Annotated in this window: 25 protein-coding genes; 9 read left to right on the top strand and 16 right to left on the bottom strand. The window is 65.0% G+C overall.

The features are described from left to right. Positions 1-23: 23 nt before the first annotated feature. The 5 genes from AC3FLX_RS13355 to AC3FLX_RS13335 form a co-directional block, all read right to left on the bottom strand. Positions 24-1,283, bottom strand: a complete 1,260-nt coding sequence (locus AC3FLX_RS13355; protein ID WP_488697192.1) for a flavin-dependent oxidoreductase — start codon at positions 1,281-1,283, stop codon at positions 24-26. 87 nt (positions 1,284-1,370) lie between these two features. Next, positions 1,371-2,594 carry an NAD(P)/FAD-dependent oxidoreductase gene (locus tag AC3FLX_RS13350; RefSeq protein ID WP_488697190.1) on the bottom strand — a complete coding sequence of 408 codons (1,224 nt, stop codon included), beginning with the start codon at positions 2,592-2,594 and terminating at the stop codon, positions 1,371-1,373. A 166-nt stretch (positions 2,595-2,760) separates the two neighbouring features. Beyond that, entirely contained in the window at positions 2,761-3,852 is a 1,092-nt protein-coding gene (locus AC3FLX_RS13345) for a porin (protein WP_488697188.1), read from the bottom strand. A gap of 44 nt (positions 3,853-3,896) precedes the next feature. Next, the gene (locus AC3FLX_RS13340; RefSeq protein ID WP_488697186.1) at positions 3,897-4,922 is read right to left on the bottom strand and encodes an amidohydrolase family protein; all 1,026 of its coding nucleotides are present in this window, start codon (positions 4,920-4,922) and stop codon (positions 3,897-3,899) included. A 9-nt stretch (positions 4,923-4,931) separates the two neighbouring features. Continuing rightward, positions 4,932-6,065, bottom strand: coding sequence for a 4-oxalomesaconate tautomerase (locus AC3FLX_RS13335; RefSeq protein WP_488697184.1), 1,134 nt, complete (start codon positions 6,063-6,065; stop codon positions 4,932-4,934). 153 nt (positions 6,066-6,218) lie between these two features. Between AC3FLX_RS13335 and AC3FLX_RS13330 the strand changes: the two genes are divergently transcribed. The 4 genes from AC3FLX_RS13330 to AC3FLX_RS13315 all read left to right on the top strand — a co-directional run bounded on the left by AC3FLX_RS13330 (position 6,219) and on the right by AC3FLX_RS13315 (position 10,745). Further along, positions 6,219-7,439, top strand: coding sequence for a LysR family transcriptional regulator (locus AC3FLX_RS13330; protein ID WP_488697182.1), 1,221 nt, complete (start codon positions 6,219-6,221; stop codon positions 7,437-7,439). A gap of 168 nt (positions 7,440-7,607) precedes the next feature. Further along, positions 7,608-8,936 carry an MFS transporter gene (locus tag AC3FLX_RS13325; protein ID WP_488697180.1) on the top strand — a complete coding sequence of 443 codons (1,329 nt, stop codon included), beginning with the start codon at positions 7,608-7,610 and terminating at the stop codon, positions 8,934-8,936. 11 nt (positions 8,937-8,947) lie between these two features. Further along, on the top strand, positions 8,948-10,246 hold the full coding sequence (locus AC3FLX_RS13320) for a gallate dioxygenase (protein WP_488697179.1): 1,299 nt from the start codon (positions 8,948-8,950) through the stop codon (positions 10,244-10,246). A gap of 76 nt (positions 10,247-10,322) precedes the next feature. Beyond that, positions 10,323-10,745 carry a rubredoxin gene (locus AC3FLX_RS13315; protein ID WP_488697177.1) on the top strand — a complete coding sequence of 141 codons (423 nt, stop codon included), beginning with the start codon at positions 10,323-10,325 and terminating at the stop codon, positions 10,743-10,745. A gap of 31 nt (positions 10,746-10,776) precedes the next feature. On the opposite strand, the gene AC3FLX_RS13310 is transcribed toward AC3FLX_RS13315, so the two are convergent. The 5 genes from AC3FLX_RS13310 to AC3FLX_RS13290 form a co-directional block, all read right to left on the bottom strand. Further along, positions 10,777-11,130: a DUF1428 domain-containing protein gene (locus AC3FLX_RS13310; RefSeq protein ID WP_488697175.1), complete on the bottom strand. Its 354-nt coding sequence runs from the start codon at positions 11,128-11,130 to the stop codon at positions 10,777-10,779. 107 nt (positions 11,131-11,237) lie between these two features. Then, positions 11,238-12,167 carry an SMP-30/gluconolactonase/LRE family protein gene (locus tag AC3FLX_RS13305; protein WP_488697174.1) on the bottom strand — a complete coding sequence of 310 codons (930 nt, stop codon included), beginning with the start codon at positions 12,165-12,167 and terminating at the stop codon, positions 11,238-11,240. A gap of 7 nt (positions 12,168-12,174) precedes the next feature. After that, on the bottom strand, positions 12,175-13,155 hold the full coding sequence (locus tag AC3FLX_RS13300; protein ID WP_488697173.1) for a Bug family tripartite tricarboxylate transporter substrate binding protein: 981 nt from the start codon (positions 13,153-13,155) through the stop codon (positions 12,175-12,177). Positions 13,156-13,295: 140 nt separating this feature from the next. Next, positions 13,296-14,261, bottom strand: coding sequence for a Bug family tripartite tricarboxylate transporter substrate binding protein (locus AC3FLX_RS13295; RefSeq protein WP_488697171.1), 966 nt, complete (start codon positions 14,259-14,261; stop codon positions 13,296-13,298). 74 nt (positions 14,262-14,335) lie between these two features. Next, positions 14,336-15,727 carry an amidase gene (locus AC3FLX_RS13290; RefSeq protein ID WP_488697356.1) on the bottom strand — a complete coding sequence of 464 codons (1,392 nt, stop codon included), beginning with the start codon at positions 15,725-15,727 and terminating at the stop codon, positions 14,336-14,338. Here AC3FLX_RS13290 and AC3FLX_RS13285 point away from each other — a divergent pair. Both AC3FLX_RS13285 and AC3FLX_RS13280 read left to right on the top strand, forming a co-directional pair. Next, positions 15,726-16,010 (top strand): hypothetical protein, encoded by a 285-nt coding sequence (locus tag AC3FLX_RS13285; protein WP_488697169.1) that lies wholly within the window; start codon positions 15,726-15,728, stop codon positions 16,008-16,010. The genes AC3FLX_RS13290 and AC3FLX_RS13285 overlap by 2 nt on opposite strands. Before the next feature lie 71 nt (positions 16,011-16,081). Next, positions 16,082-17,035, top strand: coding sequence for a LysR family transcriptional regulator (locus tag AC3FLX_RS13280; RefSeq protein ID WP_488697168.1), 954 nt, complete (start codon positions 16,082-16,084; stop codon positions 17,033-17,035). On the opposite strand, the gene AC3FLX_RS13275 is transcribed toward AC3FLX_RS13280, so the two are convergent. The 5 genes from AC3FLX_RS13275 to gtdA form a co-directional block, all read right to left on the bottom strand. Further along, positions 17,032-18,378: an aromatic acid/H+ symport family MFS transporter gene (locus tag AC3FLX_RS13275; protein WP_488697167.1), complete on the bottom strand. Its 1,347-nt coding sequence runs from the start codon at positions 18,376-18,378 to the stop codon at positions 17,032-17,034. The two genes, AC3FLX_RS13280 and AC3FLX_RS13275, sit on opposite strands and share 4 nt — an antisense overlap. A gap of 91 nt (positions 18,379-18,469) precedes the next feature. After that, positions 18,470-19,696: a 3-hydroxybenzoate 6-monooxygenase gene (locus AC3FLX_RS13270; RefSeq protein ID WP_488697165.1), complete on the bottom strand. Its 1,227-nt coding sequence runs from the start codon at positions 19,694-19,696 to the stop codon at positions 18,470-18,472. A 31-nt stretch (positions 19,697-19,727) separates the two neighbouring features. Continuing rightward, positions 19,728-20,369, bottom strand: a complete 642-nt coding sequence (maiA, locus tag AC3FLX_RS13265; RefSeq protein ID WP_488697163.1) for a maleylacetoacetate isomerase — start codon at positions 20,367-20,369, stop codon at positions 19,728-19,730. 15 nt (positions 20,370-20,384) lie between these two features. Next, positions 20,385-21,083 carry a fumarylacetoacetate hydrolase family protein gene (locus AC3FLX_RS13260; protein ID WP_488697162.1) on the bottom strand — a complete coding sequence of 233 codons (699 nt, stop codon included), beginning with the start codon at positions 21,081-21,083 and terminating at the stop codon, positions 20,385-20,387. 86 nt (positions 21,084-21,169) lie between these two features. Then, positions 21,170-22,216: a gentisate 1,2-dioxygenase gene (gene gtdA, locus AC3FLX_RS13255; protein ID WP_488697160.1), complete on the bottom strand. Its 1,047-nt coding sequence runs from the start codon at positions 22,214-22,216 to the stop codon at positions 21,170-21,172. A 137-nt stretch (positions 22,217-22,353) separates the two neighbouring features. On the opposite strand from gtdA, the gene AC3FLX_RS13250 reads away from it, so the two are divergent. Continuing rightward, positions 22,354-23,304, top strand: coding sequence for a LysR family transcriptional regulator (locus AC3FLX_RS13250; protein ID WP_488697158.1), 951 nt, complete (start codon positions 22,354-22,356; stop codon positions 23,302-23,304). Here AC3FLX_RS13250 and AC3FLX_RS13245 read toward each other — a convergent pair. Continuing rightward, positions 23,301-23,609 (bottom strand): DUF1272 domain-containing protein, encoded by a 309-nt coding sequence (locus tag AC3FLX_RS13245; RefSeq protein ID WP_488697156.1) that lies wholly within the window; start codon positions 23,607-23,609, stop codon positions 23,301-23,303. The genes AC3FLX_RS13250 and AC3FLX_RS13245 overlap by 4 nt on opposite strands. Before the next feature lie 73 nt (positions 23,610-23,682). On the opposite strand from AC3FLX_RS13245, the gene AC3FLX_RS13240 reads away from it, so the two are divergent. Beyond that, a complete protein-coding gene (locus tag AC3FLX_RS13240; RefSeq protein ID WP_488697154.1) occupies positions 23,683-24,741 on the top strand; it encodes a sensor domain-containing diguanylate cyclase in 1,059 nt (352 codons plus the stop codon). After that, a complete protein-coding gene (locus tag AC3FLX_RS13235; RefSeq protein WP_488697151.1) occupies positions 24,738-25,304 on the top strand; it encodes a GNAT family N-acetyltransferase in 567 nt (188 codons plus the stop codon). The genes AC3FLX_RS13240 and AC3FLX_RS13235 overlap by 4 nt, the downstream gene beginning before the upstream one ends. Position 25,305: the final 1 nt, after the last annotated feature.

Genomic DNA, 25,305 nt, shown 5'->3' with positions numbered 1-25,305 from the left:
TGACTCGCCTCACCATCGATCGTTCACGGCTTGCCAGCCTGCAGTTGTTGGTGGCCAAAGCCTGCTAGCATCTTGTAGCGCTGCGAAATGGCTTCGCGTTCGCGCTGCGGGATCACATCGTCGATATTGGCGAAGCCCTGCGGCGCGCGTTCCTCGGCCAGTTGCATGACCTGCTCGGGACCGTTCATGCGGTTGCGCAGCACGATTCCGGCCGTGCGTGGCAGGCGTTCCGCTTCGTATTCGCGCAGTGCGTAGTCCAGATCGCGCTCGCCAAGCAGGCAATCCATCAGGTAGCGCGCATCGACGATGGCCTGGGCGCTACCGTTCGAACCGATCGGATACATCGGATGCGCGGCGTCGCCCAGCAGCGTGACGCGGCCGAACGTCCAGCGCGGCAGCGGGTCCTTGTCGACCATCGGGAATTCGCAGATGGCCTCCGCGCCATCGATCAGCGCGGGAATATCGATCCAGTCCCAACACCAGCCGGCAAATGCATCGCGGAAGACGGACTTGTCGACCTGGCGGTTCCAATCGCTGCGCGGTGGCGTATCGGGATAGTCGTCGGGAACGCGCAGTTCGGCAATCCAGTTGATGCGCGAGCGACCCTGCGCGCGCATCGGCTCGGAGATCGGATACGCCACGAACTTCTGGTCCTGAAAGCCGGCCATGAACATGGAGCGGCCATCGAGGTAGGGCGCCGCATCGGTAGTGGCGCGCCACAGCAGGCGACGTGAAAACTGCGGGGCGTCGCCGGTCGGATAGAAGTGCCGGCGTACCGCGGAATGAATGCCATCCGCGCCAACCAGGATGTCTGCCTGCGCTTCCACCACGGCATTGTCGTGGCGGCGACGCAGTGTGAAACGCGCGGGTTCGCCCTTGCCACCGGTACCGACGATCGATTCCAGCGCATGGCCGGTGTGTATGCGGTCCGCGCCAAGCCGCGCAAGCGCGGTCTCGTATAGCAGCATCTGGAACTCGCCGCGATGCACGGAGAACTGCGGCCAGTCGTAACCGGCCGCACGGCCGCGTGGCTCATGCCAGATGCGCTGACCGAACTTGTTGTAGTAGGACAGGGACGACGTCTCGATGGCAATGCGCACCAGATCCGCTTCCAGACCGAGTGCCGAAAGCTCGCGTACCGCGTGCGGCAACAGGTTGATGCCGACGCCAAGCGGGCGCAACGATTCGCTCGCTTCCCATACTTCGACATCGAGCCCGTGGCGATGGCAAAGCAGGGCGAGCGTCAGCCCGCCAATGCCGCCGCCGGCGATTGCGATCTTCATATGTCCCCTCCGCGGCGCTGCGTTGCCGGATTGTTCTACTGTATAACTAAATTCCGGCGCGGCAATCTAGCGGTTTCCCTGAGGGGACTAACTTGGGAGCATGGCGTCGGCGATCCGCTCGGCGGTGTTGATGGAATCGGTCAGGCCCAGATGGCCGTGGCCGACGGCAAGCCAGAGGCCGGGGTGTCCTTCCGCCGCACCGATAACGGGTACCGAATCCGGCATGCATGGGCGATGGCCCATCCAAGTGGTGACGGGCCTGCTTTCCAGACCAGTGAAAGTCTCGCGCGCAATGCGTTCGAGGATGGCCGCGCGACGTTGGTCCGGGCCGCGTTGCAGGCCGGCGATCTCCACGGTGCCGCCAACGCGCAGGCCTTCTTCCATCGGCGTGACGAAGATCTTGCGGTCGGTCAGCACCACGGTACGCGACACGACGTCGCGCGCGCCCGTGAACTGCACGTGATAGCCGCGCTGGCTTTCGAGTTGCAGCCGCACGCCAAGCGGATCGAGCAAGCGGCGTGACCACGCACCGGCGGCAACGACGACGTGGTCGACGGTGTGGTTACCGGTGGCGCCCTGAAGTATCCAGCCGTCGCCCGAGCGTTCGATGCGCTGGATGTCATCGCGCAACAGTTGGCCGCCACGCGCTACGAACGCATCGGCAATCGCGCGTGTATATCGGGCGGGATTGAGGATCGTGCCGTGGTCGGCCAGATAGATTGCCGCCTGGTAGCGCGCCGACACGCCGGTTTCCAGCGCGTCGATACCGGCACGATCGAGCCGTTCGAACCGAAAACCGAAGCGCTCGCGCAGCCGCCACGCATCGCCATCGGCATCCAGCGCTGCTGCATCGGGATACAGATGCAGATGGCCGCGCCGCATGAATAGCTCCGGCACACCCACCTCGCGTGACAGCGCTTCATGCTTGTCGATGGCGCCCGCATGCAGCGCCGCGAGCGCACTTGCCGCGCGCTCCACGCGTTCAGGCGTGGCCGACAACACGAAACGTGTCAGCCACGGTACGGCGGCCGGCAGGTAGCCGAGCGGCAGGTGCAGCGGACTTTCCGGATCAATCAGCATCTTCGGTACCGATGCCAGCACGCCAGGCATGGCCAGCGGTGCGATCGAACTGACGCTGATGGCCCCGGAATTGCCGTAGCTGCAGCCGCTGGCGGGGCCTTCACGATCGATCAAGGTCACTGACGCGCCGCGCTTGTGCAGCGTGAGCGCGATACAACTGCCGACGATGCCGGCGCCGATGATGGCAATGCGTGGTGATGGGTGATGGGGGGCGTGGTCGGATGCGGTCATGGTGGACGTGGCTGAGAGCGTCCCCGGCATGGTACAGCGGTCTGCCGTCAAATGACGCTTGCCTGGATCGTGCCGCAGCGCTTCTGACAAAAAAACCCACGCTTCGCCAGCACTAGCGAAGCGTGGGCAGCTGGAGCACCCCGCCGACTGTGTAGATGCGACAGGATCAGAAGATGTGTTTGATGCCTAGCATTGCGCCAAGCTGCGAAGCACCGGCCACCGGCGAAGCACCGGTCGATGCGCTATCCACCGAGAGCGCCAGCTTGCCGTTGTTGTTGATATAGCCGAGCGTGGTGTACACCGACGTCCGCTTGGAGAACGCGTAGCTGGCACGTACGGCGCCCAGCCATGCGCGGTCCGAACTGTGGCGGTAGTCGAGGTAGAACGCTTCGCCAGACAGCGTGACCTGCGGTGTGATGTCGTACGCTACGCCGGTATAGAACATATTGCTGCGCGGCGTGGCCAGTGCGCCGTTGCGCCGGCCCAGCCATCCAGCGCCGATCTTGGCGTGCCCCACCAGCATATAGCCGCCCAGCGTGGCGCGATCGTCCTTGAGCTGGCTGGAGGTCAGGCCACCGAAGGCACCGGGGCCGCCGCGCAGGGAGTCATAGGCGCCCAGCACGCCCCACCAATTCGTTTCATAGCCAAGCATGGCCGACCATTCACGGCACGCGGACTTGTCGGCGGCGTTTTCGCCGGCGCAGTTGGTGCCGGATGGGCTGGGTCCGGCATTGACCGAATCGCGGCCAAAGCTGTACGTCGCGCCGACTGTGAATCCGCCGAACTTTCCCTTGTACGCGATGGCGTTGTCCGCGCGGGCGTTGGGCAGATAGTTGTCGAGCGAGCTGGAACCGTAGGCGTTTGGACCGAGGATTTCGGTGTCGAGCATGGCCCAGAACAGCATCGTGTACTGGCGGCCCAGGCTCACCTGCCCCCAGTTGCCGTTCAGACCGACCCAGGCCTGACGGCCGAACAGGCGGCCGCCCTGGTTGCTGACGCCGCTGTCGGGTGCAAAGCCCGACTCCAGCACGAAGTTGGCTTTCAGGCCGCCGCCCAGATCCTCGGTGCCGCGCAGGCCCCAGCGCGACGGCACCGTCCCGCTCAGGTTGGCCATCTTCACCACGGAATTGTTGGCCGTGCCAACGTGGTTCAGATATTCGATACCGGTGTCGATGACGCCGTAAAGCGTCACGGACTGGGCTTGCGCCAAGGCCGGCAAGCCAAGCGCAAGCGAAAACGCCAGATGGCGCAGTTTCATCGTTCTCTCCTCCGTTGAATATTCTTTTTATTGCGGGCGCCGTTCTACTTGCCGCGCGCCTTGAGTCGTGCGTCGAGCCGTGGGTACACGCGCCGTGCGTTGCCCTCGAAGATCAGGTGGCGTTCCTGCGCGGACAGCGCGGCCTGGTCGATGTAGCGGCGCGTATCGTCGTAGTAGTGGCCGGTCTCGGGGTCGATGCCGCGCACCGCGCCGATCATTTCAGAGGCAAAGAGCACGTTCTCGACTGGAATCACGCGGGTCAGCAGGTCGATGCCGGGCTGGTGATAGACGCATGTATCGAAGAACACGTTGTTGAGCAGGTGCTCTCGCAGCGGCGGAAGCTTGAGTTCCTGCGCCAGGCCACGGAACCGTCCCCAGTGATAGGGCACCGCGCCGCCGCCGTGCGGGATCGCGAACTTCAACGTGGGAAAGCGTTGAAACAGGTCGCTCGTGAGCACCTGCATAAAGGCCGTGGTATCGGCGTTCAGGTAATGCGCCCCCGTGGTATGGAAGCAGGCATTGCAGCTGGTGCTGACGTGAATCATGGCCGGTACGTCGAGTTCGACCATCTTCTCGTAGATCGGAAACCAGTACGGATCGGACAACGGCGGCGACGTCCAGTGTCCGCCCGACGGGTCGGGATTCAGATTCACGCCGACAAAGCCGTACTCGCGTACGCACCGTTCCAGTTCGGCGATGCAGGTTCGGGTATCGACGCCGGGTGACTGCGGGAGCATGGTGGCACCGACGAAGTGATCGGGAAACAGTTCACTGACGCGATGGCAAAGCGTGTTGCAGATGGACGCCCACGTGGCACTGGTTTCCAGGTTGCCGATGTGGTGAGCCATGTATGACGCGCGCGGCGAGAAGATCGTCAGGTCCGCGCCACGCTCGCGCATCAGGCGTAGCTGATTTGTCTCGATGGCCTCGCGCAATTCATCGTCGCCGATATGCAGTTCGCTGGCGGATGGCGCCAGCGCGGGCGCACTCAGACTGGCGATCTGCCGTTGGCGCCAGGTTTCCAGGGATTTCGGGGCGGTTGTGAAGTGCCCGTGGCAATCAATGATCATGAACAGTGCTCAAAGGGGCCAGGTGCCGGCTGGAACCAGGACCTCGCCGCGCATGATGGGACGCGCCGTGCGAATCAGCGCGCTGCGAAGAATCGTGCCGGGGTTGGCAGGATCGGTTTCGAGTGCCACCGAGAACTCGCCGGTAGGATGCTCGACGCTTATCGTGTGAGCGGTACCGGTGTTGACCACGGCCACGCCGTCCGCCACGGTGCCGGGCAGCACGCAGGCCGTGCCGACCGTGATGGCGGCAAGCACGCCGATGGCGTCATGGCAGATGCGTGGGATGAAGCAGCGCGTGGCGATATGGCCCCCCGCGCGCGGCGCGGCGATCAGGCACATCTTCGGGTAGCTCTTGTGCGCGACGTTGCCCAGGCCCATCAGTTCTCCGGCAACCAGCCGCAATGCCTCGACGCGCGCCTTCAGTGGTTCGTCAGCATTGAGTTCGGCCACGCTTTCGTGAGCGGTGCGGCCAAGATCGGTCGCGCGTATCAGCACCATCGGCATGCCGTTGTCGATCAGTGTGGCGTCGATGGTCAGTGGCTTGCCGTCGATCGGGTCGACGATGGTCAGCCCGTCGACGGTGTTGCCCGTGGGCAGCATGGCGTGACAGACCGAGCCGGCGGTGTCGAGGAAGTCGATCACGATGGGCGCCGCGGTGCCCGGAACGCCATCGATGCGCGCCTCGCCGCCAAAACGCGGCACGCCATGCGGCGTCTGCATCGTGATATCGCACAGCATGCCGGTGTTGCGTGTGAGCACACGGGCGCGGGTGATGTCGCCTTGCGGCGCCACCAGGCCGCGCTCGATCGCATAGGGCAGTACGGCTGCCAGCATGTTGCCGCAGTTTGGCGTCGTGTCGACGGTGTCCGCGCTCGGCTGCAACTGCGCGAACGTGAAATCGAGATCGGCCTGCCCCGGTGTGCCGCGTGCCACGATGCCGGCCTTGCTGGTCAATGGATGGGCGCCGCCCAGGCCGTCGATCTGCCGTGGATCGGGACAGCCCATCGCGGCCAGCAACACGCGGTCTCGCGCGCCGGTATCGGCCGGCAGATCGCTGGCCAGGAAGAACGGCCCGCGCGACGTGCCGCCCCGCATCAGGGTGCAGGGAATAGCGCGCAGGTCGGAATCAAGGCAGGGCGTCATGGCGGTTGGCACGTGGAGCACAGCGGGGACTTCAGGTGCCCGCAGTATCCGCGCCCGTATCCAATCCTTGGTTGCGATGTCACGGGACAATTGTTCTAATCTGCTTATCGCCTGTTGGAGACCGCGGGCGCCATACGACAAGATACGAACAATATGGAGACAATCAGCCTGCATCATCTGCACGTCTTTGCCGGCGTAGCGGCGGCCGGTGGCGTGCGCCGCTCATCGGAATCGCTGCACCGGGCGTCGTCGGCCATTGCCCGGTCCGTGTCCTCTCTGGAGCAGGCGCTCGGCGTGGCGCTGTTCGAGCGAAAGGGACGCGGCATGCTGCTGACGCGCGCGGGGGAGCTCGTGCTGGAGCGCGCCCATCACATCGAGGCGGCGTTGCGCGAGGTGCGCGAGGAAGCCGTGCGGCTGCGTACCCGGCCGGGGGCGGCCGTTGCCAGCCTTGAGGCGTTGCACAACGAACGGCGCCTGGAAGTGGCCGCGATGCTGGCGGAAGTCCATCACATGCCAAGCGTGGCGGCCGCGATCGGCGTTTCGCAGTCCGCCGTGAGCCAGGCCATTGGGCGGCTCGAAGATGCGCTGGGCCAGTCGATCTTTACTCGCACCGCGCGCGGCATGGTGCCCACCGACGCGGGCAGCCGGTGGGTCGTGCGGTTCGAGCGTGCGTTGTCCGAGCTGCGGCACATCCGCGCTGATATTGCTGCATTGCAAGGTGTGCTCGAAGGGGCGGTCACCATCGGCGCACTGCCGCTTGGGCGCACGCTGCTGTTGCCGGTCACCATTGCCGAGGTGCATCGGCGCCACCCACACCTGAGCTTCCGGTCGCTCGAAAGTCCATACGAGGAACTGACGGCGGGCCTGCTCAGTGGCCGCATCGATTTCATCCTTGGCGCGCTGCGGCCCCATCCGTCACAGGGGCTGGCCACGGAGGTGCTATTCCAGGACCGCATCGCGCTGATCGCGCGCGCCTCTCATCCACTTGCCGGCAAAAAGCGCGTGACGCTCAACGATCTCGCGCCTTACCCCTGGGTGCTTTCGCGCGCCGCGTCGCCATCGCGGCAGGCACTCGACGGCGTCTTTGCTTCTCGCGGGCTACCCATGCCGCAGCCACTGGTGGAAACCGGAGACCTGGCGCTGGTGCGTGGATTATTGCTCCAGGGCGATATGGTCACGGCGCTGTCGGCGCACCAGCTACGCCACGAAATCGACGCGGGGTGGCTGGTCGAATTGAATCTGCCGCTGCCGGACACCGCGCGCAGTATCGGCATCACCACGCGGGCCGGTGCACGCCTGTCCCCCGGCGCCGACGCGCTGATCGCGGCGCTCCGGCATGCGAGCCAATCCATAAAATCCCCCGTCGATAAGTAAAAGGCAACGCAGGCCGCGCTACAAAGCAATACTGCGAACGCTACCCACACGTAGACTGCCGTTGCCGTGTGCGGGGAGTGCGCGGCATGCCGCGCCTGCGGCAATTAGCTCTGTGATAACTAGATCCCGCTGCGGCCTGCACAGCGGAACATGCCAGGAGACGGCACCATGACCACGCAACGGCTCGACATCCGGGCCCATATCAATGAACGGAAGATGTCCGGCTACCAGTGGCTGCTACTGGTGCTGTGCTTCATGATTGTGGCGACCGACGGCATCGACGTCGCCATCATGGGCTTTCTGGCGCCGGGCATCACAAAGGAGTGGGGCATTTCCAAGGCGGCGTTCGGCGTGGTCATGAGCGCGGCACCTATCGGGCTGGCTATCGGCGCGCTGCTGGTTGGCCCGATGTCGGACCGTTTCGGTCGCAAGAAGCTGCTGATCGGATCGGTCTTCCTGTTCGGCGTGTTCAATCTGCTGTGCGCGTTCGCGGAGAACACCACGCAGCTATCGCTGCTGCGATTCCTGACCGGCCTGGGCCTGGGCGCCGCAATGCCCAGCACGACCACGCTGCTGTCCGAGTACGTGCCGGAGCGCTCGCGCAGCATGCTGCTGGCCACGATGTTCACTGGCTTCAATCTCGGTTCGGCGCTGGTCGGGTTTGGTGCCGCCGCGATCCTGCCCGATCACGGGTGGCGCGCCGTGCTGATCGTCGGCGGCCTGATTCCGCTGCTCTGTCTGCCGCTTTATATCCTGCTGATCCCGGAATCGGCGCGCTTCCTGGTGGCACGCAACGCTTCGCCCGAGCGCATTGCTCGCACGCTGCGCCGCGTGATCGGCAGCGACATTGCCGAAGGCACGACCTTTACGATCAGCGAGCCGGCGGTACCCGGCAAGCAGCCGGTGCGCACGCTGCTGTCGGCGGGCTATCGTGGCATGACGCTGGCGCTGTGGGTAACGTACTTCATGGGTCTGCTGGTGATCTACCTACTCAGCGGCTGGCTGCCTACGCTCATCAAGGATGCGGGCCTGCCGATCGAGCGCGCGGCTAACCTCACCGCGCTGTTCCAGCTTGGCGGCACGGTGGGCGCGCTGGTGGTGGGATACTGCATGGACCGCTTTGCACCGCATCGCGTGATTGGCGTGGCGTATGTGACGGGTGCGGTGTTCATTCTGCTGCTGGCATCGGGCAGCGTGATGTCATCGACCTTTGCGGCGTATGTGTTGCTGGCCGGCTTCTGCATGAGCGGCGCGCAGACCGGGCTGAACGCATTTGCGCCGCAGTGCTACCCGACGCTGGTGCGTGCCACCGGTGTCAGCTGGATGCTCGGCATTGGCCGCTTCGGCAGTATCACTGGCTCGATGGCCGGTGGTGTGCTGCTGTCGATGGGCTGGAGTTTCAGCGCGGTGATTGCCATCCTGGCCATCCCGGCCACCCTGGCAGCGATTTCCATTGTTTCGACCAAGCGCACACAGCCGCGCGCGGTCACAGCCTGACGTACTGACCTATGGCCACCATCATCGGCGCAATCGCCTCATCTCATACACCCACCATCGGCTTTGCGCTGGACGCGGGCAAGCAGCAGGACCCCGCGTGGGCGCCGATCTTCGTGGCGTATGCACCGGTGAGCCGGTGGCTGCAGGAAAAGAAACCCGACGTGCTGCTGGTGATCTACAACGACCACGTCACGTCCTTCTTCTTCGATCACTACTCGGCTTTCGCGCTTGGCATCGGCGAGGAATACCGCGCCGCCGATGAAGGCGGCGGCCCGCGACAGTTGCCGCCGGCGCGCGGCCACGTGGAACTGGCCCGTCATGTGGGCGCGTCCCTGATGGCGGACGAGTTCGACATGTCGTTCTTCCAGAACAAGCCGCTCGACCACGGCTGCTTCTCGCCGATGTCCGTCATGTTGCCGCACGATGGCGAGTGGCCGGTGAAGATCCTGCCGCTGCAAGTGGGCGTACTGCAGTTTCCGGCTCCGTCGGCACGGCGCTGCTTCAAGCTTGGGCAGGCCATCTGCCGTGCGGTGGAAAGCTATCCGGAAGACCTCAAGGTGGCGATTGTCGCCACGGGTGGTCTTTCGCATCAGGTACACGGGGAGCGCGCGGGCTTCAACAACACGGAATGGGATCATGAGTTTCTGGACCTGTTCGAGCGCGAGCCTGCCCGGCTGCTCGATATCACGCATGCGGAGTTTGCAAAGCGTGGCGGCTTCGAGAGCGCGGAAGTGGTGATGTGGATGGTGATGCGTGGCGCGATGGGCGATGTACGCTGCCTGCATCGGGACTACTACCTGCCGTCGATGACCGGCATCGCCGTGGCGGTGTACGAGAACGTGGCGCATGAGGACGACGCGACGGTTGCCGCGCGTGCCGCGCAGCAGCGCGAACACATCGGCCATCAACTCAAGGGTATCGAGGACATCGAAGGCACTTACCCGTTCACGCTGGAGCGCAGCGTGCGCGCGTATCGCATCAACAGCTACCTGCACCAGCTGATCGATCCGGTGTTCCGCGAACGCTTCCGCAATGATCCCGAATCGACCTATGAGGAAGCGGATCTGACCGGCGAAGAGCGCGACCTGATCTCGCGGCGCGACTGGCGCGGCATGATCCACTACGGCGTGATCTTCTTCCTGCTGGAAAAGCTCGGTGCGGTCAGCGGCGTGTCGAACCTGCACATCTACGCGGCGATGCGCGGGCAGTCACTGGAGGATTTTCAGAAGACGCGCAACGCGCCAGGCGCGCTCTACTCGGTGGCTGGCAGCGCAGGAAACGGGGCACAGTGGTCGGGCAGCAAATCGTAACGCCGCCGCGCGCGTCTTGAAGTTTCGTGAACAGACCCCACCTGGGGTTTGTTTGTTTTTTCAACTTCGCCCCCGCATGTACAAGAAAGGCACTTCCGTCGAAATCCAGTTTCCCCCGCAACGGCTGAATGACGCCGCCGGTGATCCGTATTGGGTCGACCTGACGGTCGACGAGGCACAGGCGCTACTTGGCCGCCTGCAGAAGCATCTGGCCCAGGCCACCGAGGCCACCGCCGCGCCGCTGGTGTTCAGTCTCGAAGGACCGCCGGCCGCCGCAGAGCAGGCAGCAGACACGCCGGCCGGTCAGCAGGCGGCCACCGCCGCGGAGCGCGAATTCAAGCAATGGGTCTGCATCATCTGCGGCTGGGTCTATGACGAAGCAGCCGGACTGCCCGAGGACGGCATCGCGCCCGGCACGCGCTGGGAAGACATTCCGGACGACTGGCGTTGCCCGGAATGCGATGTCGGCAAGGAAGATTTCGCGATGGTCGAGTTCTGAGGCGCGGCGATGCCGGGCCGGCTGATACCGGCTAGGCGTCGACGATGACCTCGAACCCGCCGTAGATCATCCGCTGTCCATCGAATGGCATGGGGTCCATGCCTTCCTTCAGGCGCAGGTCCTGCATTGCCGCCGCCATGCCGGCGTCGCGCTTTTCTTTTGACGGCCACCAGATCCACGAGAACACCACACTCTCGTCATCCTTGCGCTGCACGGCCATCGTGAACGATGTGACCTTGCCTTCCGGCACGTCATCGCCCCAGCATTCCACCACTTTCAGGGCACCGTGTTCCTTGAATATTGCGGATGCCTTTTGCGCCACCTGCCGATAGGTTTCGCGGTTGGCGTTTGGCACGGCCAGCAAGAATCCGTCGATATATGCCATCTGGAAGACTCCTTCGTTCGTGATTGACGAGGCAGGGCCTTCCCAAGATAGTCCATCGGTCGCGTACGGCGCGCGGTCCTTGGCTCGGATAACGCCGGCAGCGAGCGTTACGCTGCCGCGCGGTGTCCGAACAGCGGCGCGCCAATGCCGGGCAAGTCGGCTTCCAGCACGGTGCCGCTGGCGGACTCGGTCATCACCAGCTGGTTGGTGCCGGGCCGAAACGCGATGTTGGTCACAGTGCCGCCCATCTGGCTGCGGACGAAGTGCGTGCACCAGCCGTGCGCGTCGATCACAAACGCGCCGCCCAGGCTGGCGTGCGCCACCACCAGCCGGCCATCGGCATCGGTGGCCAGGCCGTCCGGGCCGCTGGTGCCGAAGAAGGTCTGGAACGCGCCCGCCTTCGATACCGATCCGTCCGGCAGCAGCGGCATGCGCCATACGGCGTTGCCGCGTGTGGCGGCCACGAACAGGAAGCGGCCCGAGGGATCGAGCGCGATGCCGTTCGGGCTGGGCACGTTCGACAGCAACAGATCGAGCTGGCCAGATGGGCGCAGCCTGTACACGCGCCCAGTGGGATCGTGCAGGCCGGTCTGGCCCTGATCGGTGAAATACAGATTGCCTTGTGCGTCGAACGTCAGGTCGTTCACGCCTTTGAAGCTTTCGGAATTGCGATGGCCCAGCATCACCTCGACGTCGCCGCTGTCCGGCTTCAATCGCAGGATGCCGCCGCGATAGTCGGCGATCCACAGGCTGTCGTCGGCATGCAGGGCGATGCCGTTGGGCCAGCCGCCGGTATCGCCAACGAGCTGCCACTGCAGTTCCGGCGTGACGCGGAACAGCCGGCCATGCGGGATATCGGTCAGGTAGAGATTGCCGTGCCGGTCGAAAGTCGGCCCTTCAAGAAAGCTGTCGGCGATCTGCCCGGGCTTGTTCGCGTCGGCCCACGCGCTGCGTTGCGGCAGCCGCAGGGAATCGGGCAGGCGCGTCAGGACGCGCGCTTCAATGACCTGAGGGGGCGTGAAGTTGACGTTCCACATGTCGATGTCAGTCTGCCTTGATGTTGGCGGCCTTGATCACGCCAGCCCAACGTTTGATTTCATCGTCCACCAGCTTGGCGGCTTGCGCGGGCGTGCTGCCCTCCGGGTCTAGGCCTTGCGATTGCAACTGCCTCTTCACTTCAGGCGTGTTCACGGCTGCCACGATGTCCTTGTTCAGGCGGTCGATCACGGGCTGCGGCGTGTTGGCCGGTGCGGAGAACGCGACCCAGTATTTCATCACCATCCTGGGCATGCCGACCTCCGGGGCGGCAGGCACATCGGGCAGCACCGGCGAACGCACGTCGTTGGCCAGCATCAGCGCGCGTAGCTTGCCGCTCTTGATATACGGCAGTGCCGTGGGCAGCGAGGTAATCAGCGCCTGGATCTGCCCGCCCATCACATCCTGCAGGGCCGCGCCGGCGCCGCGATAGGGAACGTGCGAAACACTGGTGCCCGCCACGTTGTTGAACAGCGCGAAACCCAGATGCGTGTTGGTGCCGTTGCCACCCGAGCCATAGTAGTACTTGCCCGGATTAGCCTTGGCCAGCGCCACGAATTCCTGCACGGTCTTGGCCGGTACGGCCGGATTCACCACGAGCACGTGCGGTACCGACGCCACAACCGCGATATGGCGAAACGCGGTTTTGGGATCGAACGGCAGCAGCTTGGGTTGCAGCGTCGCGGCAATCGCGTACGACATCTCCATCGTCAGCAGCGTGTATCCATCCGGATTGGCGCGCGCCGCTGTGCTCCATCCGATCACGCCTCCGCCGCCAGTGCGGTTGTCCACAATCGTGGCGGTACCGTTGGCGCTCATGCCGGTGGTCACCAGCCGCGTGATCAGGTCGGCCGAACCGCCCACGGCGTATGGGACGATCACGGTGATCGGTTTGGAGGGAAAGGTATCGGCGGCGAAGGTGTGGATGGGGGCGACCATCCCACTGGCGGCGGCCAGTACGATGGCACCCAGAATGGCGCGGCGTGTCATGGAGTCTCCTGCAGCGTTTGGAATCTTAGTGTTCTGTAAGTCAGAACATCGTTCCGTTTATGCTGCGCCAAAGCGCCAGGGCTTGTCAAGCAGGGCCTGCGGACGCCGTCGTACGTGGCCAGCCGCGGGACGAGATCGTCTCAATCGGCCTTGATATTGGCCGCCTCGGCGATCTTCTTCAGGCGCGGAATCTCGCTGCTGACGCGCTTTGTATAGTCGGCGGGGGTACCGTATTCGGGTTCGAAGCCGTTGGCGGTCATGCTCTTGCGCATGTCGGGGTCCTTCATGACCGTGGCCAGCGCGCTTTCAAGCTTCTGCTTCACCGGCGCCGGCAGGCCCTTGGGACCGACCACTGCAAACCACGTCGACAGGTTCACATCCGGAAAGCCGCTTTCCGCGGCGGTTGGCACATCGGGCAGCAGCGCGGAGCGAGTGGGCGACGTCAGTGCCAGTGCCTTGACCTTGCCTGCCTTGATCATCGGCGCGGCGGCCACCACGGTATCGACAGTCAGCGGAATCTGGTTGCCGATCAGGTCGGTCATCGCTGGCGAGCTGCCCTTGTATGGCACGTGCAGCATGTGCATGCCGGTGGCGGCATTGAGCATTTCACCGGCGAAATGCGAAGTGGTACCGGCGCCGAACGATCCGTAGGTCAGATCGCGTGAGTTCTTCGACGTGGCGACCAGTTCCTTGAGGGTGTTGGCCTTCACCGATGGGTTGGCCAGCAGCACCAGGCCAGTTGAACCGACCAGGCCCAGGGCGTCGAAACTCTTCAGCGAGTCATAGGGCAGCTTCGAATACGTGACCGGATTGATCGTGAACGTCGTGGCCGCGCTGAGCAGCAGCGTGTAGCCATCGGGCGTCGACTTGGCAACGTAGTCAGCGCCGACGATGGTGCCGGCGCCCGCGCGGTTTTCCACGACGACCGATACGTTGAGCGTATCGCTCAGCTTCTTTGCCAGCAGACGGCCCAGCACGTCGGTGGAGCCACCCGGCGTGAACGGCACGACCAGCTTGATCGGCTTGTCGGGGAAGGTATCGGCCAAGGCCGGCGTGGCGACAACACAGGCGGCGGCAAGCACGCACGCCTGGCTCCAACGGTTCATCGATTTTCCAGGCATGTTTTTCCTCTCGGTGACGTAACAAGACATGAATGCGAACCGGCGCTGGCAGGAATCGGCTAGACGCCCGGCGGGCGACGCCGCCCGACCGGGTTTGCGCGCTCCAGCATGCGCGCGAACTTCAGCAGCTCACGCTCGCCGCGATACTTGCCGATGATCTGCAGGCCGACGGGCAGGCCATCCTCGGTGAACCCGCACGGCAGCGACAACGCGGGATGGCCGGTGATGGTGATGCGATAGCACGAGCGCATCCAGGCAATGTAGCTTTCCATCGCCACGCCAGCGATCTCCGCAGGGTACTCCGTCTCCACCGCGAAAGGCAGCACCTGGGAGACCGGGGCGATCAAAAAATCGTACCGCTGCAGCAGGGCCTGCATCTGTGCGAAAAGGCACGTGCGCGCACGCTCGGCTTCAGCCACGGCGGCGCCGTCCAGCGAGAGACCGAGGTCGACGTTCCAGCGCACGGTCTGCTTGATCCGCTCGCCGTGTTCCGCGCGCACGGGGCCATAGCTCGTGGCGAATGCCAGCGCGCGGAAGACCTCGAACGCGTGATCGGCGCCGGTAAAGTCCGGCTCGGCTTCGTCAACCACGCAGCCGAGCGATTCGCACATGCGCACGCCGTCGCGCAGCGCGTGATGCACGGCCGTCTCGAATGGCAGGCCGCCAAGCGTCGGACTCACGGCAATCCGCAAGCCCCGGCACGACATCTCGGGCAAATCCGCGAATTGGGCACCGCCTTCGCTGACCGCCAGCGGATCGGTACCCGTGTCGCCCGCGATGACGCTCATCAACAGCGCCACGTCCGATACCGTCCGGCCCATCGGTCCACCGACGGTCTGGGTGTTGAAAGCAAAGGCGGAAGGCGTCATCGGCACGCGGCCCATCGACGGACGCAGACCCACCACATTGCAGAAGCTGGCGGGATTGCGCAGCGAGCCGCCCATGTCGGAACCGTCCGCCAGCGCCACCATGCCCGCGGCCAGTGCGGCAGCGCTGCCGCCACTGCTGCCGCCGGCCGACAGGCCCTGGCGGTAGGGGTTGTGCGTGGCGCCGAACACGGCGTTGAAGGTGTGCGAACCCGCGCCGAATTCGGGCAGGTTGGTCTTGCCCAACGTAATGGCACCGGCCGCCTTCTGGCGCGCCACCACGGCGCTGTCCTGCGCCGGGACGAAATCGCGATAGGCCTCGGAACCGAACGTGGTTCGCACCCCGGCTGTCAGGTAGGAATCCTTGTGTGCCACGGGCAGGCCGAACAGTGGTCCGGGCCTGTGTCCGGCAGCCAGCGCGGCGTCGGCCGCGGCGGCCTCGACACGTGCCACGTCGAAGGTCTGGGTGACGATCGCATTGATGGCCGGGTTCACGCGCTCGATCTGCGCGATATGGGCGTCGATGACTTCGCTGACGGACAGCTCGCGCGTGCGGATGGCGTGGGCCATCGACACAGCGTCCATGAAACAGATATCGCTCACTGCACGGGTCTCCTTTCTTGTATGTCAGGGCAACGATAACGCCTCGATCGCGCCGTGGCACACGGGCGTGATAGCGGTGTGCTGGAAACATGACAACGATGGCTACGCCAGCCCGCAAATCGCGGCACATGAATGGCGCCCGACGCGCCATCAATCGCTCGCGCACGGTGCAATGGCGGCACATGCTGCCACCCGCAAGGCGGTTTCCGCACGATGCCGGCACCAGAAGCGGGCGCGGGGCATGGAACGGACCTTTCTAAAATAAGCAAGGCTTTGGGTGCGATACCCGTATGATGAGGAAAGCAGAATCGATCATGTCCAGCCCCCAGCCCCGCCATGAAGCTCACATCCATTCACGCCGTGCCGCTTGCCTACTTTCTTGAGGTAGCCCAGACCGGTTCGCTGACAGCGGCCGCGAAATCGCTGCACATCGCGGTATCCGCCATCAGCCGGCAGATTGCGCGGCTGGAGGAGGAGCTTGGCGTGGTGTTGTTCGACCGTGAGCCGCGCGGCATGCGGCTGACCGAGGCCGGCAGGGTGGTGCAGCAATATGGGCGGCGTGCATTCCTGGACGCCGAAACGCTGCAGGCGGATCTACGCGGGCTGATGAGCCTGACGCACAGCGCCGTGCGCGTTGCCTGTACCGAAGGTTTTGCGCGCGAGTATGTGCCGACGTTGATCGCGTCGTTCCAGCGCCGCTATCCCGGTGTGGCCTTCTCGCTGGAAGTGGTGACCGCCGCGGAAGCGACGCGCCTGGTGCGCGAGGGTGATGTCGATATCGCTCTGACCTTCGCCATTGCCGATCAGGCGGGTATCGCGGTCGAGTATTCGGAGGTGGCGCCCGTGTTTGCTTGCGTCAGCCGCAATCATCCCATCGCGGGCATGGCGCGCGTGCCGCTGCGCGAGCTGGTGATGCACCCGCTGGTGTTGCCCAGCGAGGTGCACACGATCCGGCAGCTATTCGATCTGGCCTGCAGCCTGGAAGGGCTGCGGCCTCACGTGCTGCTGACCAGCAATTCGCTCGGGGCGCTGGTGGCCTACCAGAATCACGTCGACGTGATCTACCTGACGGGATCGCTGGCGGTGCGCAACACCCTGCGTGCCGACCGCCGTGTGCTCGTGCCGATCGTCGGCCGCGCGATGCACCAGCGCGCGCTGCAGATCCAGACGATGGTAGGTCGGCATCTACCGCCAGCCGTGCGGGCTTTTGCCGATGCGCTGCGGCAGGATGCCGGCAAACGCCGCCGCGCAGTTCCTGCAGCGGAACGCGGGCGCAAGACGGCCGCTTAGCTCGCGGCCAGCCCGGCAGAGACGCCGCCGCGCCGCACCAGTCCCAGCGACATCATCGTGGCACCGGCCACGACGGCCGGAATGCCAACCAGCACGAACAACGCCGGCATGGACAAGCCCATCGACAGCATCGTGGCACCGCCAACCGATCCCACCACCGATCCGAAGCGGCCCACGCCGTTGGCCCAGCTCACGCCGGTGGCACGGCAGTCGGTGGGGTAGTAGCTGGCCGACAGGGCGTTGGCGCCGACCTGCGAGCCGGAGATGCAGAAGCCTGCCAGGAACACGGCGGCGCCCGCCGCGACCGTTGCGCTGGCCAGGCTGCCGATTGCGGCGACGAACACGCCGGCCAGCGCGTAGCTGACGGCCAGCACGTAGTGCGGGTTGATGCGATCCATCAGCCAGCCCAGAAAGATGGCGCCGACGGTGCCGCCCACCTGGAACATCGTCGTCACCAGCGCAGCGGTGGTCAGCGACATACCGGTGCCGCGCAGCAGCGTGGGCAGCCAGCTCGACAGCAGGTAGATCACCAGCAGGCTCATGAAGAACGTGAGCCACAACAGCAGCGTGCCGCGCAGCAATTCGGGCTTGAATAGGTGGCGCACCGGTGAGACGTGCGTGCCGGGCTTCTCGGCAATCACGAAAGCGGTGTGCCGCAGGTCGGCATCGGGTGCGATACGGCGCAGCGTGGCGCGCACGCGGTCGTTGTCGCGGCCCTTGACCACGAGATAGCGCACCGACTCAGGCAGCAGCCGCACCAGCAGCACGCTCAGCGCCAGCGGCAGCACGCCGCCAATCAGCAATACCGATCGCCAGCCAAACGCTTCGATCAGCGCGGCCGATGCCAGCCCGCCCAGCGCGGAGCCAACGGTGAAGCCGCAGAACATCGTGGTCACCAGGAACGAACGGCGCTTGTCGGGGCAGAACTCCGATGTCAGCGTAATGGCGTTGGGCATTGCGCCGCCCAGGCCCAGGCCCGTTAAAAAGCGCAGCGCGATCAGCTCCCACAATCCCGGAGACCATGCCGAAGCCAGGCTGGCCGCGCCGAAGCACAGCACCGATAGCACCAGCACGGTCTTGCGGCCGAAGCGGTCGGCCAGCGGGCCGAACAGAAAGGCGCCCGCCATCAGGCCGCCAAGGCCCGCACCGAACAGCGGGGCCAGATGCGCCGGCGTGAGCTGCCATTCGGCGCGGATCGCCGGGGCGATGAAGCCGATGGCGGCGGTGTCGAAGCCGTCGATGGCGACGATCAGAAAGCACAGCACGACGATCGTCACCTGGAACGCGGACAGCGGATGGCGATCGATGAACGTGGTCACGTTCAGCGTGGACGTTGCGGACATGGTGTCTCCTCCGGTCACTCCGGAATGGGATGGATGAGGCGGCTCTTGCGGCCGCTGCTCGTGTTAAAGCCGAATCGCGTGAAGCGATGGATCAGAGCCAGGGCGTCGGGCTAAGGGCGTGTTCGGCGCGCCAGCCGTGCAGCCATTGCAGCGCGTCGTAGAACTGCTCCTGGGTGCGGCCTACCCACAGCGTGTTGCGCACAAAGCGGTCCACACCCTTGGCGTGGTAGACGCGACCCATGTCGCGCGCACCGTACAGCACGCGCGCGGTGCGCGGAATGCGGGCCTGCTCATAGAGCTTGAAGGCGGCGTCGAAGTCGCCATCGGCCGCTTCCACGGCCGCACCCAGGGCCACCGCATCTTCCAGCGCCTGGCAGGCACCTTGTGCGATGTACTGCGTCATCGGGTGCGCGGCATCGCCAAGCAGCGTGGCGCGGCCAAAGCTCCAGTGCTCCACGGGATCGCGGTCGGCGGTAGCCCAGCGCTTCCACGACGTGGGCCGGTCCAGCATCTGGTGCGGCAGCGCATGGATGCCGTCGAAGTACGACAGCACTTCTTCCTTGCTGCCGTCGCGCACGCCCCAGACTTCCTGCTCGCGGCTGTGGAACGTAACCACGAGGTTGTACTGCTGGCCGCCGCGCAGCGGGTAGTGCACGAGGTGACAGTGCGGGCCGGCCCAGACCACCGGCGCGTTGACCTGCAGATCCTTTGGCATGTTGTCCACCTCGACCACGGCGCGATAGACCACGTGGCCGGTCACGCGCGGGGTATCGCCGATCAGCGCCTCGCGGATGGCGGACTTCACGCCGTCGCACCCAACCACCGCGTCGGCGCGATGACGCTCGCCATGCTGGTCGATCACCGTCACGCCCTTGTCGTCCTGCTCCAGCCGCTCCACGCGCGTGGCGGTGCGGAATTCGATCAGCGGGTGGTGCTGCACGGCTTCAAGGATCGACAGATGAATGTCGGCGCGATGGATTACCGCATAGGGATTGCCGAACCGCTCGCGATAGGCACGGCCCACGTCCACGCGCGCAATGCTGCTGCAATCGATGGCGTCGCGCAGCTCGATGTAGTCGGTGAACACCGCGCGGCCGCGTGCGGCCTCGCCCACGCCCAGCGCGTCGAGCGCCGCGAACGCGTTGGCGGCCAGCTGGATGCCGGCGCCGATCTCGCCGATTTTCTCGGCCTGCTCCAGCAGTTCGATGCGGATGCCTTTGCGTGCCAGCGCCAATGCCGCCGCAAGGCCGCCGATGCCGCCGCCGATGACCAGAACCTTGCGGTCGCCGGGTGTGGTTGTCTTTGTGGTCGTTGTCATGTTTTGTCTCCTGGCCTGCCAGCGTGCTGCGTCAGGCGATGTAGTCTGGCTGGCGCACCGGCGCGGCCGCCTTGAAGGCTGCGTGGGCCGAGGCGTGTTCATACACGGCCATCGCGCGCGGGTATGCGGAAAGATCGCAGCCCATGCGCAGCGCGTTGGCAATCTGCGGCACCAGCGTTACGTCGGCTAGCGTCGGTTGATCGCCAAAACAGTAGTTGCCGTGGCCGTAGCGCATGAGCAGCCTTTCCACACCCGCCATGCCATCGTCGACCCAGTGCCGGTACCAGGCGTCTTTCTGTTCCGGCGTCACATGCAGCACGGTGTCCAGATAACGCAGCACCCGCATGTTGTTGACCGGGTGGATATCGCAGCCCACCAGGTTGGCCAGTTCCAGCACGCGCGCACGTTGCGCGGGGTCTTGCGGAATCAGGCGCGGTTCGGGATGGCGCGCATCGAGGTAGTCCATGATGGCCAGTGACTGGCTCAGCTGAAAATCGCCGTCCACCAGCGCGGGCACGCTGGCCGACGGGTTGATACCGTTCACGTACTCCGCTTCGCGGTGTTGGCCGCTGCGGATATTTACCGGCAGGTAGTCGTAGGGCAGGCCCTTCAGGGCCAGCGCGATCCGCACGCGGTACGACGTGGAGCTATTGAAAAAACTATAGAGCTGCATGGTGGTCCCGCAAGATCAGATGACGCGCACCTTCAGTTCACCAAGGCCTTCCACGGCCGTGACCATCACATCGCCTGCCTTGACCGCGCCGACGCCTTCGGGCGTGCCGGTGTAGATCACGTCGCCCCGCTCCAGACGGAAGAACTGCGACAGGTAGGCCACCGTTTCCGCCACGGACCAGATCAGGTGCGTGACGTTGCTGCTTTGCTTCGTGGCACCGTTGACGGTTAGCGTGATCGCGGCCTGCTGCGGGTGGCCGATGTCGCTGGCGCGATGGATGGGGCCGATGGGCGCGGAAGCATCGAACGCCTTGCCGATCTCCCAGGGGCGGCCCATTTCGCGCATCTTCATTTGCAGGTCGCGGCGCGTCATGTCCAGTCCCACCGCGTAGCCGTAGACGTGTTCGAGCGCGCTTTCCACGGGAATATCGGCACCGGCTTTACCGATCACGGCCACCAGCTCGGCCTCGTAGTGGTAGTTCTGCGTCTGCGCGGGGTAGGGAAGATCGAGCGTCCGGCCATCCTGCACCGGGATCACAGCGTCGGCGGGCTTGCAGAAGAAAAACGGCGGCTCACGGTCCGGATCGAAACCCATTTCACGCGCATGCGCGGCGTAGTTGCGGCCCACGCAGTAGACGCGGCGCACGGCGAATGCATCGTCGGTGCCGGCAATGGGAACGGCGACGGGGGCAGGGGGCGTAAAGACGAAATTCATGACTTGGATTCCAGGAACATTGAGGGTGAGCGAGGCCACGGTATGCGTCTGGCGCAGACCGGCGGCATACGATTGGTGAAGGCGGTTCAGGTGCGCGATTCGCGCAGCAGGTTCAGCGCGGACAGCACCGGACGGTCGGAATAGCTGAACAGCACGGCGTCTTCGATGGCGGCCAGTTGCACCGGCGCCCATGACGGCGCCACGAACACGTCGCGCGGCTCGAACTGGAACTGTTCGCCGCCGATGCGCACGGTGCCGCTGCCTTCCACCACGCTGTAGACCGTGGCGTCGGTACTGCGATAGGTCTTGCCCTGGAAGCCAGCCGGCAGGTACTGCATGAACGTGGCGATGGTCGGCATCGGCCAGCCGCCGGTGGCGGGATTCACATAGCGCAGTTTCACGCCGTCCCAGGCATCGAGTTCGCCATTGCGGTAGAGCTGGTCCAGCGCTTCGCGCGAACGGTCGTACGGATAGCTGAAGATCGGCGAGGTGGGGTCGGTCACGCGATGCCGCACCGGCACCATGTTGTGGCCAAAGCGCGCAAAGCTGTCGCCCTCGGGGCGCAGCACCGGTTGCTGCGATTCGGGATAGTTTTCGGCAAAGCCCGCGTCGAACTGCTGCACCAGCGGGATATCGAGTCCGTCGAGCCAGACCACGGGTTCGCCGTCTTCGTCCGCCGACGGGTTGCCATGATCGTGCCAGGTCCACGACGGCGTAATGATGAAATCGCCGGGATGCATGGTGGTGCGTTCGCCATTGACTGCCGTCCACGCGCCCTTGCCTTCGACGATGAAGCGCAGCGCCGATTGCGTATGCCGATGGCTCGGCGCGACCTCGCCCGGCAGGATCAGTTGCAGCCCCGCGTACAGCGTCGACGTAATGCTCGACTTGCCGGGCAGCCCGGGATTTTCCAGCACCAGCACGCGGCGCACCGCTTCCTCCGCACTGATGACGTTGCCGGCCTGCATGACCAGCGGGCGTACCTGCTCGTATTTCCAGATGGCCGGAACGATCTGCGGGCGCGGCTCACGCGGCACCAGCGCGTGCAGCGATTCCCAGAGCGGGGTCATGTGGCTGCGGCCGATGCGCTCGTAGTAGGCGGTGCGGGCGGGGTCCAGGGTGTGCTCGGACATGCGTGTCTCCGTTGGCTGTTTTCGATGCCTGGAATCCAGGTCATCGTGCTGTTGCTTGGAGTTATACGCCGCACCCTATAAGATTTGAAATGAAGTTTTGCTTTAACTCATACCAACAAAGATATAGGTGGACGGAGATGGACTGGACCCAGCGCCTTCGGCTGCGCAATCTGCAGATGCTCCTGAGCCTGGCGGAGACCGGCAACATGAGTCAGTCGGCTGCCATGCTCAATACGACGCAGCCTGGCCTATCCAAGTGGCTTAAGGATCTCGAAGATGACGTCGGCCTGCCGCTATTCGAACGGCAGGCGCGCGGGCTGCGGCCCACACCCTATGGGGAATCGCTGATCGAACATGCGCGGCGCATCGAAGCGCAGCTCGATACCGCGCGCGACGACCTACAAGCGATGCGCGACGGCGGCAGCGGCCTGGTGGTGGTCGGCACTTCCGGCGCTTCCGCCGCCGATACGGTGCCGTTGGCCGTGCTCGGTCTGCTGCAGCGATTGCCGAGGGCACAGGTGCGCGTGGTGGAAACGACGATGGACCGGCTGATGAGCCAGCTCACGCACAGCGAACTCGACATCGTCGTGGGCCGTTCGGCACCGGAATTGCAGGACGCGCAGGTGCGCACGGAATCGCTCTACATGGAACCGATCCATTTCGTGGCGCGGCCGCGTCATCCGCTGGTGCTGAGCGGCAACGTGGAATGGCGTGATCTCCAGGCCCATCGCTGGGTGGTCTGGCCGCGCGGCACGCCGATCCGCAATGCGCTGGAGGCCGCCCTGGCCAGCGCGGGCTTTCCGCTGCCGGCCGATGCGGTGGAAAGCAACTCCACCATGCTCAACCTCACGCTGCTGAACAACAGCGACATGATCGGCCTGGCATCGCACCGAACCGCGCGCCGGCTGGAGGAGCTTGGCGCGCTGCGCATCGTACCGTTGCGACTGGCCGGGTTTGGATCGGTTTCGATGTACTGGCGCGACGACGGCCTCAAGCGATCGGCCGTGGTGACGATGCTCGATTGTCTGCGGCGGGCAGCGGATCGGGCGGTGCCGGATCTGGCCGGAGACCTCGCGGGCTCGCGCTAGCGGTCCTGCGGCGCAACCGCGCCAACCCTGGCCGCGAACGCCTCGTGCGACGCTACATCCACCGGCCGGTGCTTGACCGTGGCGGACGGCGGATACTTGCTTACGGTGTTGCCGTTCTTCCAGTCGCTTGCCGGACGCACGGGGCGTGGGGCGAAGCCGCCGCCGCAATTGGGGCAGACATTGCCAAGGACGTTGTCGACGCAATCGGCGCAAAACGTGCATTCGAAGCTGCAGATCCGCGCCAGCGTCGATGCCGGCGGCAGGGCGATGTTGCAGTGTTCACACGTCGGGCGCAGTTCCAGCATGGTTGTCTCCATTGGCGTTTGGGTTCGTGCCATCATAGCCGCCTGATTGCCCCAGCACCCACCCATCTCCGCCATGACCACTCAGGACGACCAGCACGACCCCGCTCACAGCCCGCTCAGGGCCGCGTTTCTGCGCCATGAGGAAACCCTGGCGCCGCCGGGCCATGTACCCGGCGAGGATGACCATGCCGTGTACCGGACATTGCTTGAATCGACCAAGGCGATTCCGTGGAAGATCGACTGGGCGACGATGGAGTTTGCCTACATCGGCCCGCAGATCGAGGCGCTGCTTGGCTGGGCGCCATCGACCTGGCAAACGGTGAACGACTGGGCGGACCGCATGCATCCCGATGACCGCGAGCAAGTGGTCAATTTCTGCGTGGCCCAGTCGCAGGCCGGCACCGACCACGAGGCCGACTACCGCGCGCTGACACGCGACGGCGGATACGTCTGGTTGCGCGATGTGGTGCACGTGGTACGCAACGACAAGGGTGAAGTGGACTCGCTGATCGGCTTCATGTTCGATATCAGCGAACGCAAGCGTACCGAGGAGAAACTCGCACAGCTACAGCGGGAACTGGAGCGGTTGTCCTTTACCGATGGCCTGACCGGCGTCGGCAATCGCCGCAGGTTCGACAACGTGCTGCAGGCGCAGTGGGACGCCGCTGCAACATCGGGCGAACCGCTGTCGCTGATCATCATGGACATCGACTTCTTCAAGTCCTTCAACGATTACTACGGTCACGTGCAGGGCGACGAATGCCTGAAACGCATCGCCTCGGTGCTGCGCGACGCGGTGGGTCACGACCATTTCCTGGGCCGCTTTGGCGGTGAGGAATTCGCGATGGTGCTCGCCAATACCGATGCCGATACCGCCGTGAAGGTCGCGGAGCGTTGCCGTGAGCTGATCGCGGACGCGGCGATTCCGCACCTGCGCTCGCCGTATGACCAGCGCGTCACGGCCAGCTTTGGCGTGGGCACGATGGTGCCGAACGGGCGCGGCGATGCCACGGCCTTCCTGAACCTGATCGACGCGCAGCTTTATCACGCCAAGGACAACGGCCGCAATCGCATCGCCGCGGTGGATCGCGCTGGCATGAACGGCGATGGGTTCAAGGTGCATTCCCGATGAGTGCGTTGCAGCCGCTGCCCACGGCGCGGCTGCACCTGCGCGCCTGGCGCGAATCAGACCGCCTGCCGTTTCGCGCGATCAATGCCGACCCTCGCGTGATGGCGTGCTTTCCGCATACGCTGACCGATGCGCAAAGCGATGCGCTGATGGATCGAATCGTCGCGCATCACGGGCAACACGGCTTTGGCCTGTGGGCGGTGGAGTTGAAGGAGACGTCCGCGTTCATCGGCTTCACCGGACTCGCGGTTCCCGCGTGGAATCCGCCATTCGGCCCCTGTGTGGAGATTGGCTGGCGGCTCGCGCATGACAGCTGGGGGCATGGCTTTGCGACGGAAGCCGCGCAGGCGTCACTGGCGCAGGGCTTCAACGTTTTGCGGCTCGATGAGATCGTGTCGTTCACGGCGGCCGTCAACGTCAGGTCCGAGCGCGTGATGCAGCGTTTAGGCATGCACCACGACGAGGCGGACGATTTCGACCATCCTGCTTTGCCCGCAGGCGATCGTCTGGCGCGGCATGTTTTGTACCGCCTGCCGCGCCAAGCGTGGCATACCGGTTCCATGTGAA

It is taken from the genome of Cupriavidus sp. 291-E7 (assembly GCF_057798835.1).
The sequence above is the reverse complement of the archived record's forward strand: the minus strand, read 5'-3'. Positions and strand labels throughout refer to the sequence as shown.

Excerpts from the sequence above, each read along its gene's own strand:
- AC3FLX_RS13355 (WP_488697192.1), bottom strand. The coding sequence starts at position 1,283 with ATGAAGATCGCAATCGCCGGCGGCGGCATTGGCGGGCTGACGCTCGCC.
- AC3FLX_RS13350 (WP_488697190.1), bottom strand. The coding sequence starts at position 2,594 with ATGACCGCATCCGACCACGCCCCCCATCACCCATCACCACGCATTGCC.
- AC3FLX_RS13345 (WP_488697188.1), bottom strand. The coding sequence starts at position 3,852 with ATGAAACTGCGCCATCTGGCGTTTTCGCTTGCGCTTGGCTTGCCGGCC.
- AC3FLX_RS13340 (WP_488697186.1), bottom strand. The coding sequence starts at position 4,922 with ATGATCATTGATTGCCACGGGCACTTCACAACCGCCCCGAAATCCCTG.
- AC3FLX_RS13335 (WP_488697184.1), bottom strand. The coding sequence starts at position 6,065 with ATGACGCCCTGCCTTGATTCCGACCTGCGCGCTATTCCCTGCACCCTG.
- AC3FLX_RS13330 (WP_488697182.1), top strand. The coding sequence starts at position 6,219 with ATGGAGACAATCAGCCTGCATCATCTGCACGTCTTTGCCGGCGTAGCG.
- AC3FLX_RS13325 (WP_488697180.1), top strand. The coding sequence starts at position 7,608 with ATGACCACGCAACGGCTCGACATCCGGGCCCATATCAATGAACGGAAG.
- AC3FLX_RS13320 (WP_488697179.1), top strand. The coding sequence starts at position 8,948 with ATGGCCACCATCATCGGCGCAATCGCCTCATCTCATACACCCACCATC.
- AC3FLX_RS13315 (WP_488697177.1), top strand. The coding sequence starts at position 10,323 with ATGTACAAGAAAGGCACTTCCGTCGAAATCCAGTTTCCCCCGCAACGG.
- AC3FLX_RS13310 (WP_488697175.1), bottom strand. The coding sequence starts at position 11,130 with ATGGCATATATCGACGGATTCTTGCTGGCCGTGCCAAACGCCAACCGC.
- AC3FLX_RS13305 (WP_488697174.1), bottom strand. The coding sequence starts at position 12,167 with ATGTGGAACGTCAACTTCACGCCCCCTCAGGTCATTGAAGCGCGCGTC.
- AC3FLX_RS13300 (WP_488697173.1), bottom strand. The coding sequence starts at position 13,155 with ATGACACGCCGCGCCATTCTGGGTGCCATCGTACTGGCCGCCGCCAGT.
- AC3FLX_RS13295 (WP_488697171.1), bottom strand. The coding sequence starts at position 14,261 with ATGAACCGTTGGAGCCAGGCGTGCGTGCTTGCCGCCGCCTGTGTTGTC.
- AC3FLX_RS13285 (WP_488697169.1), top strand. The coding sequence starts at position 15,726 with ATGAAACAGATATCGCTCACTGCACGGGTCTCCTTTCTTGTATGTCAG.
- AC3FLX_RS13290 (WP_488697356.1), bottom strand. The coding sequence starts at position 15,727 with ATGGACGCTGTGTCGATGGCCCACGCCATCCGCACGCGCGAGCTGTCC.
- AC3FLX_RS13280 (WP_488697168.1), top strand. The coding sequence starts at position 16,082 with ATGAAGCTCACATCCATTCACGCCGTGCCGCTTGCCTACTTTCTTGAG.
- AC3FLX_RS13275 (WP_488697167.1), bottom strand. The coding sequence starts at position 18,378 with ATGTCCGCAACGTCCACGCTGAACGTGACCACGTTCATCGATCGCCAT.
- AC3FLX_RS13270 (WP_488697165.1), bottom strand. The coding sequence starts at position 19,696 with ATGACAACGACCACAAAGACAACCACACCCGGCGACCGCAAGGTTCTG.
- maiA (WP_488697163.1), bottom strand. The coding sequence starts at position 20,369 with ATGCAGCTCTATAGTTTTTTCAATAGCTCCACGTCGTACCGCGTGCGG.
- AC3FLX_RS13260 (WP_488697162.1), bottom strand. The coding sequence starts at position 21,083 with ATGAATTTCGTCTTTACGCCCCCTGCCCCCGTCGCCGTTCCCATTGCC.
- gtdA (WP_488697160.1), bottom strand. The coding sequence starts at position 22,216 with ATGTCCGAGCACACCCTGGACCCCGCCCGCACCGCCTACTACGAGCGC.
- AC3FLX_RS13250 (WP_488697158.1), top strand. The coding sequence starts at position 22,354 with ATGGACTGGACCCAGCGCCTTCGGCTGCGCAATCTGCAGATGCTCCTG.
- AC3FLX_RS13245 (WP_488697156.1), bottom strand. The coding sequence starts at position 23,609 with ATGCTGGAACTGCGCCCGACGTGTGAACACTGCAACATCGCCCTGCCG.
- AC3FLX_RS13240 (WP_488697154.1), top strand. The coding sequence starts at position 23,683 with ATGACCACTCAGGACGACCAGCACGACCCCGCTCACAGCCCGCTCAGG.
- AC3FLX_RS13235 (WP_488697151.1), top strand. The coding sequence starts at position 24,738 with ATGAGTGCGTTGCAGCCGCTGCCCACGGCGCGGCTGCACCTGCGCGCC.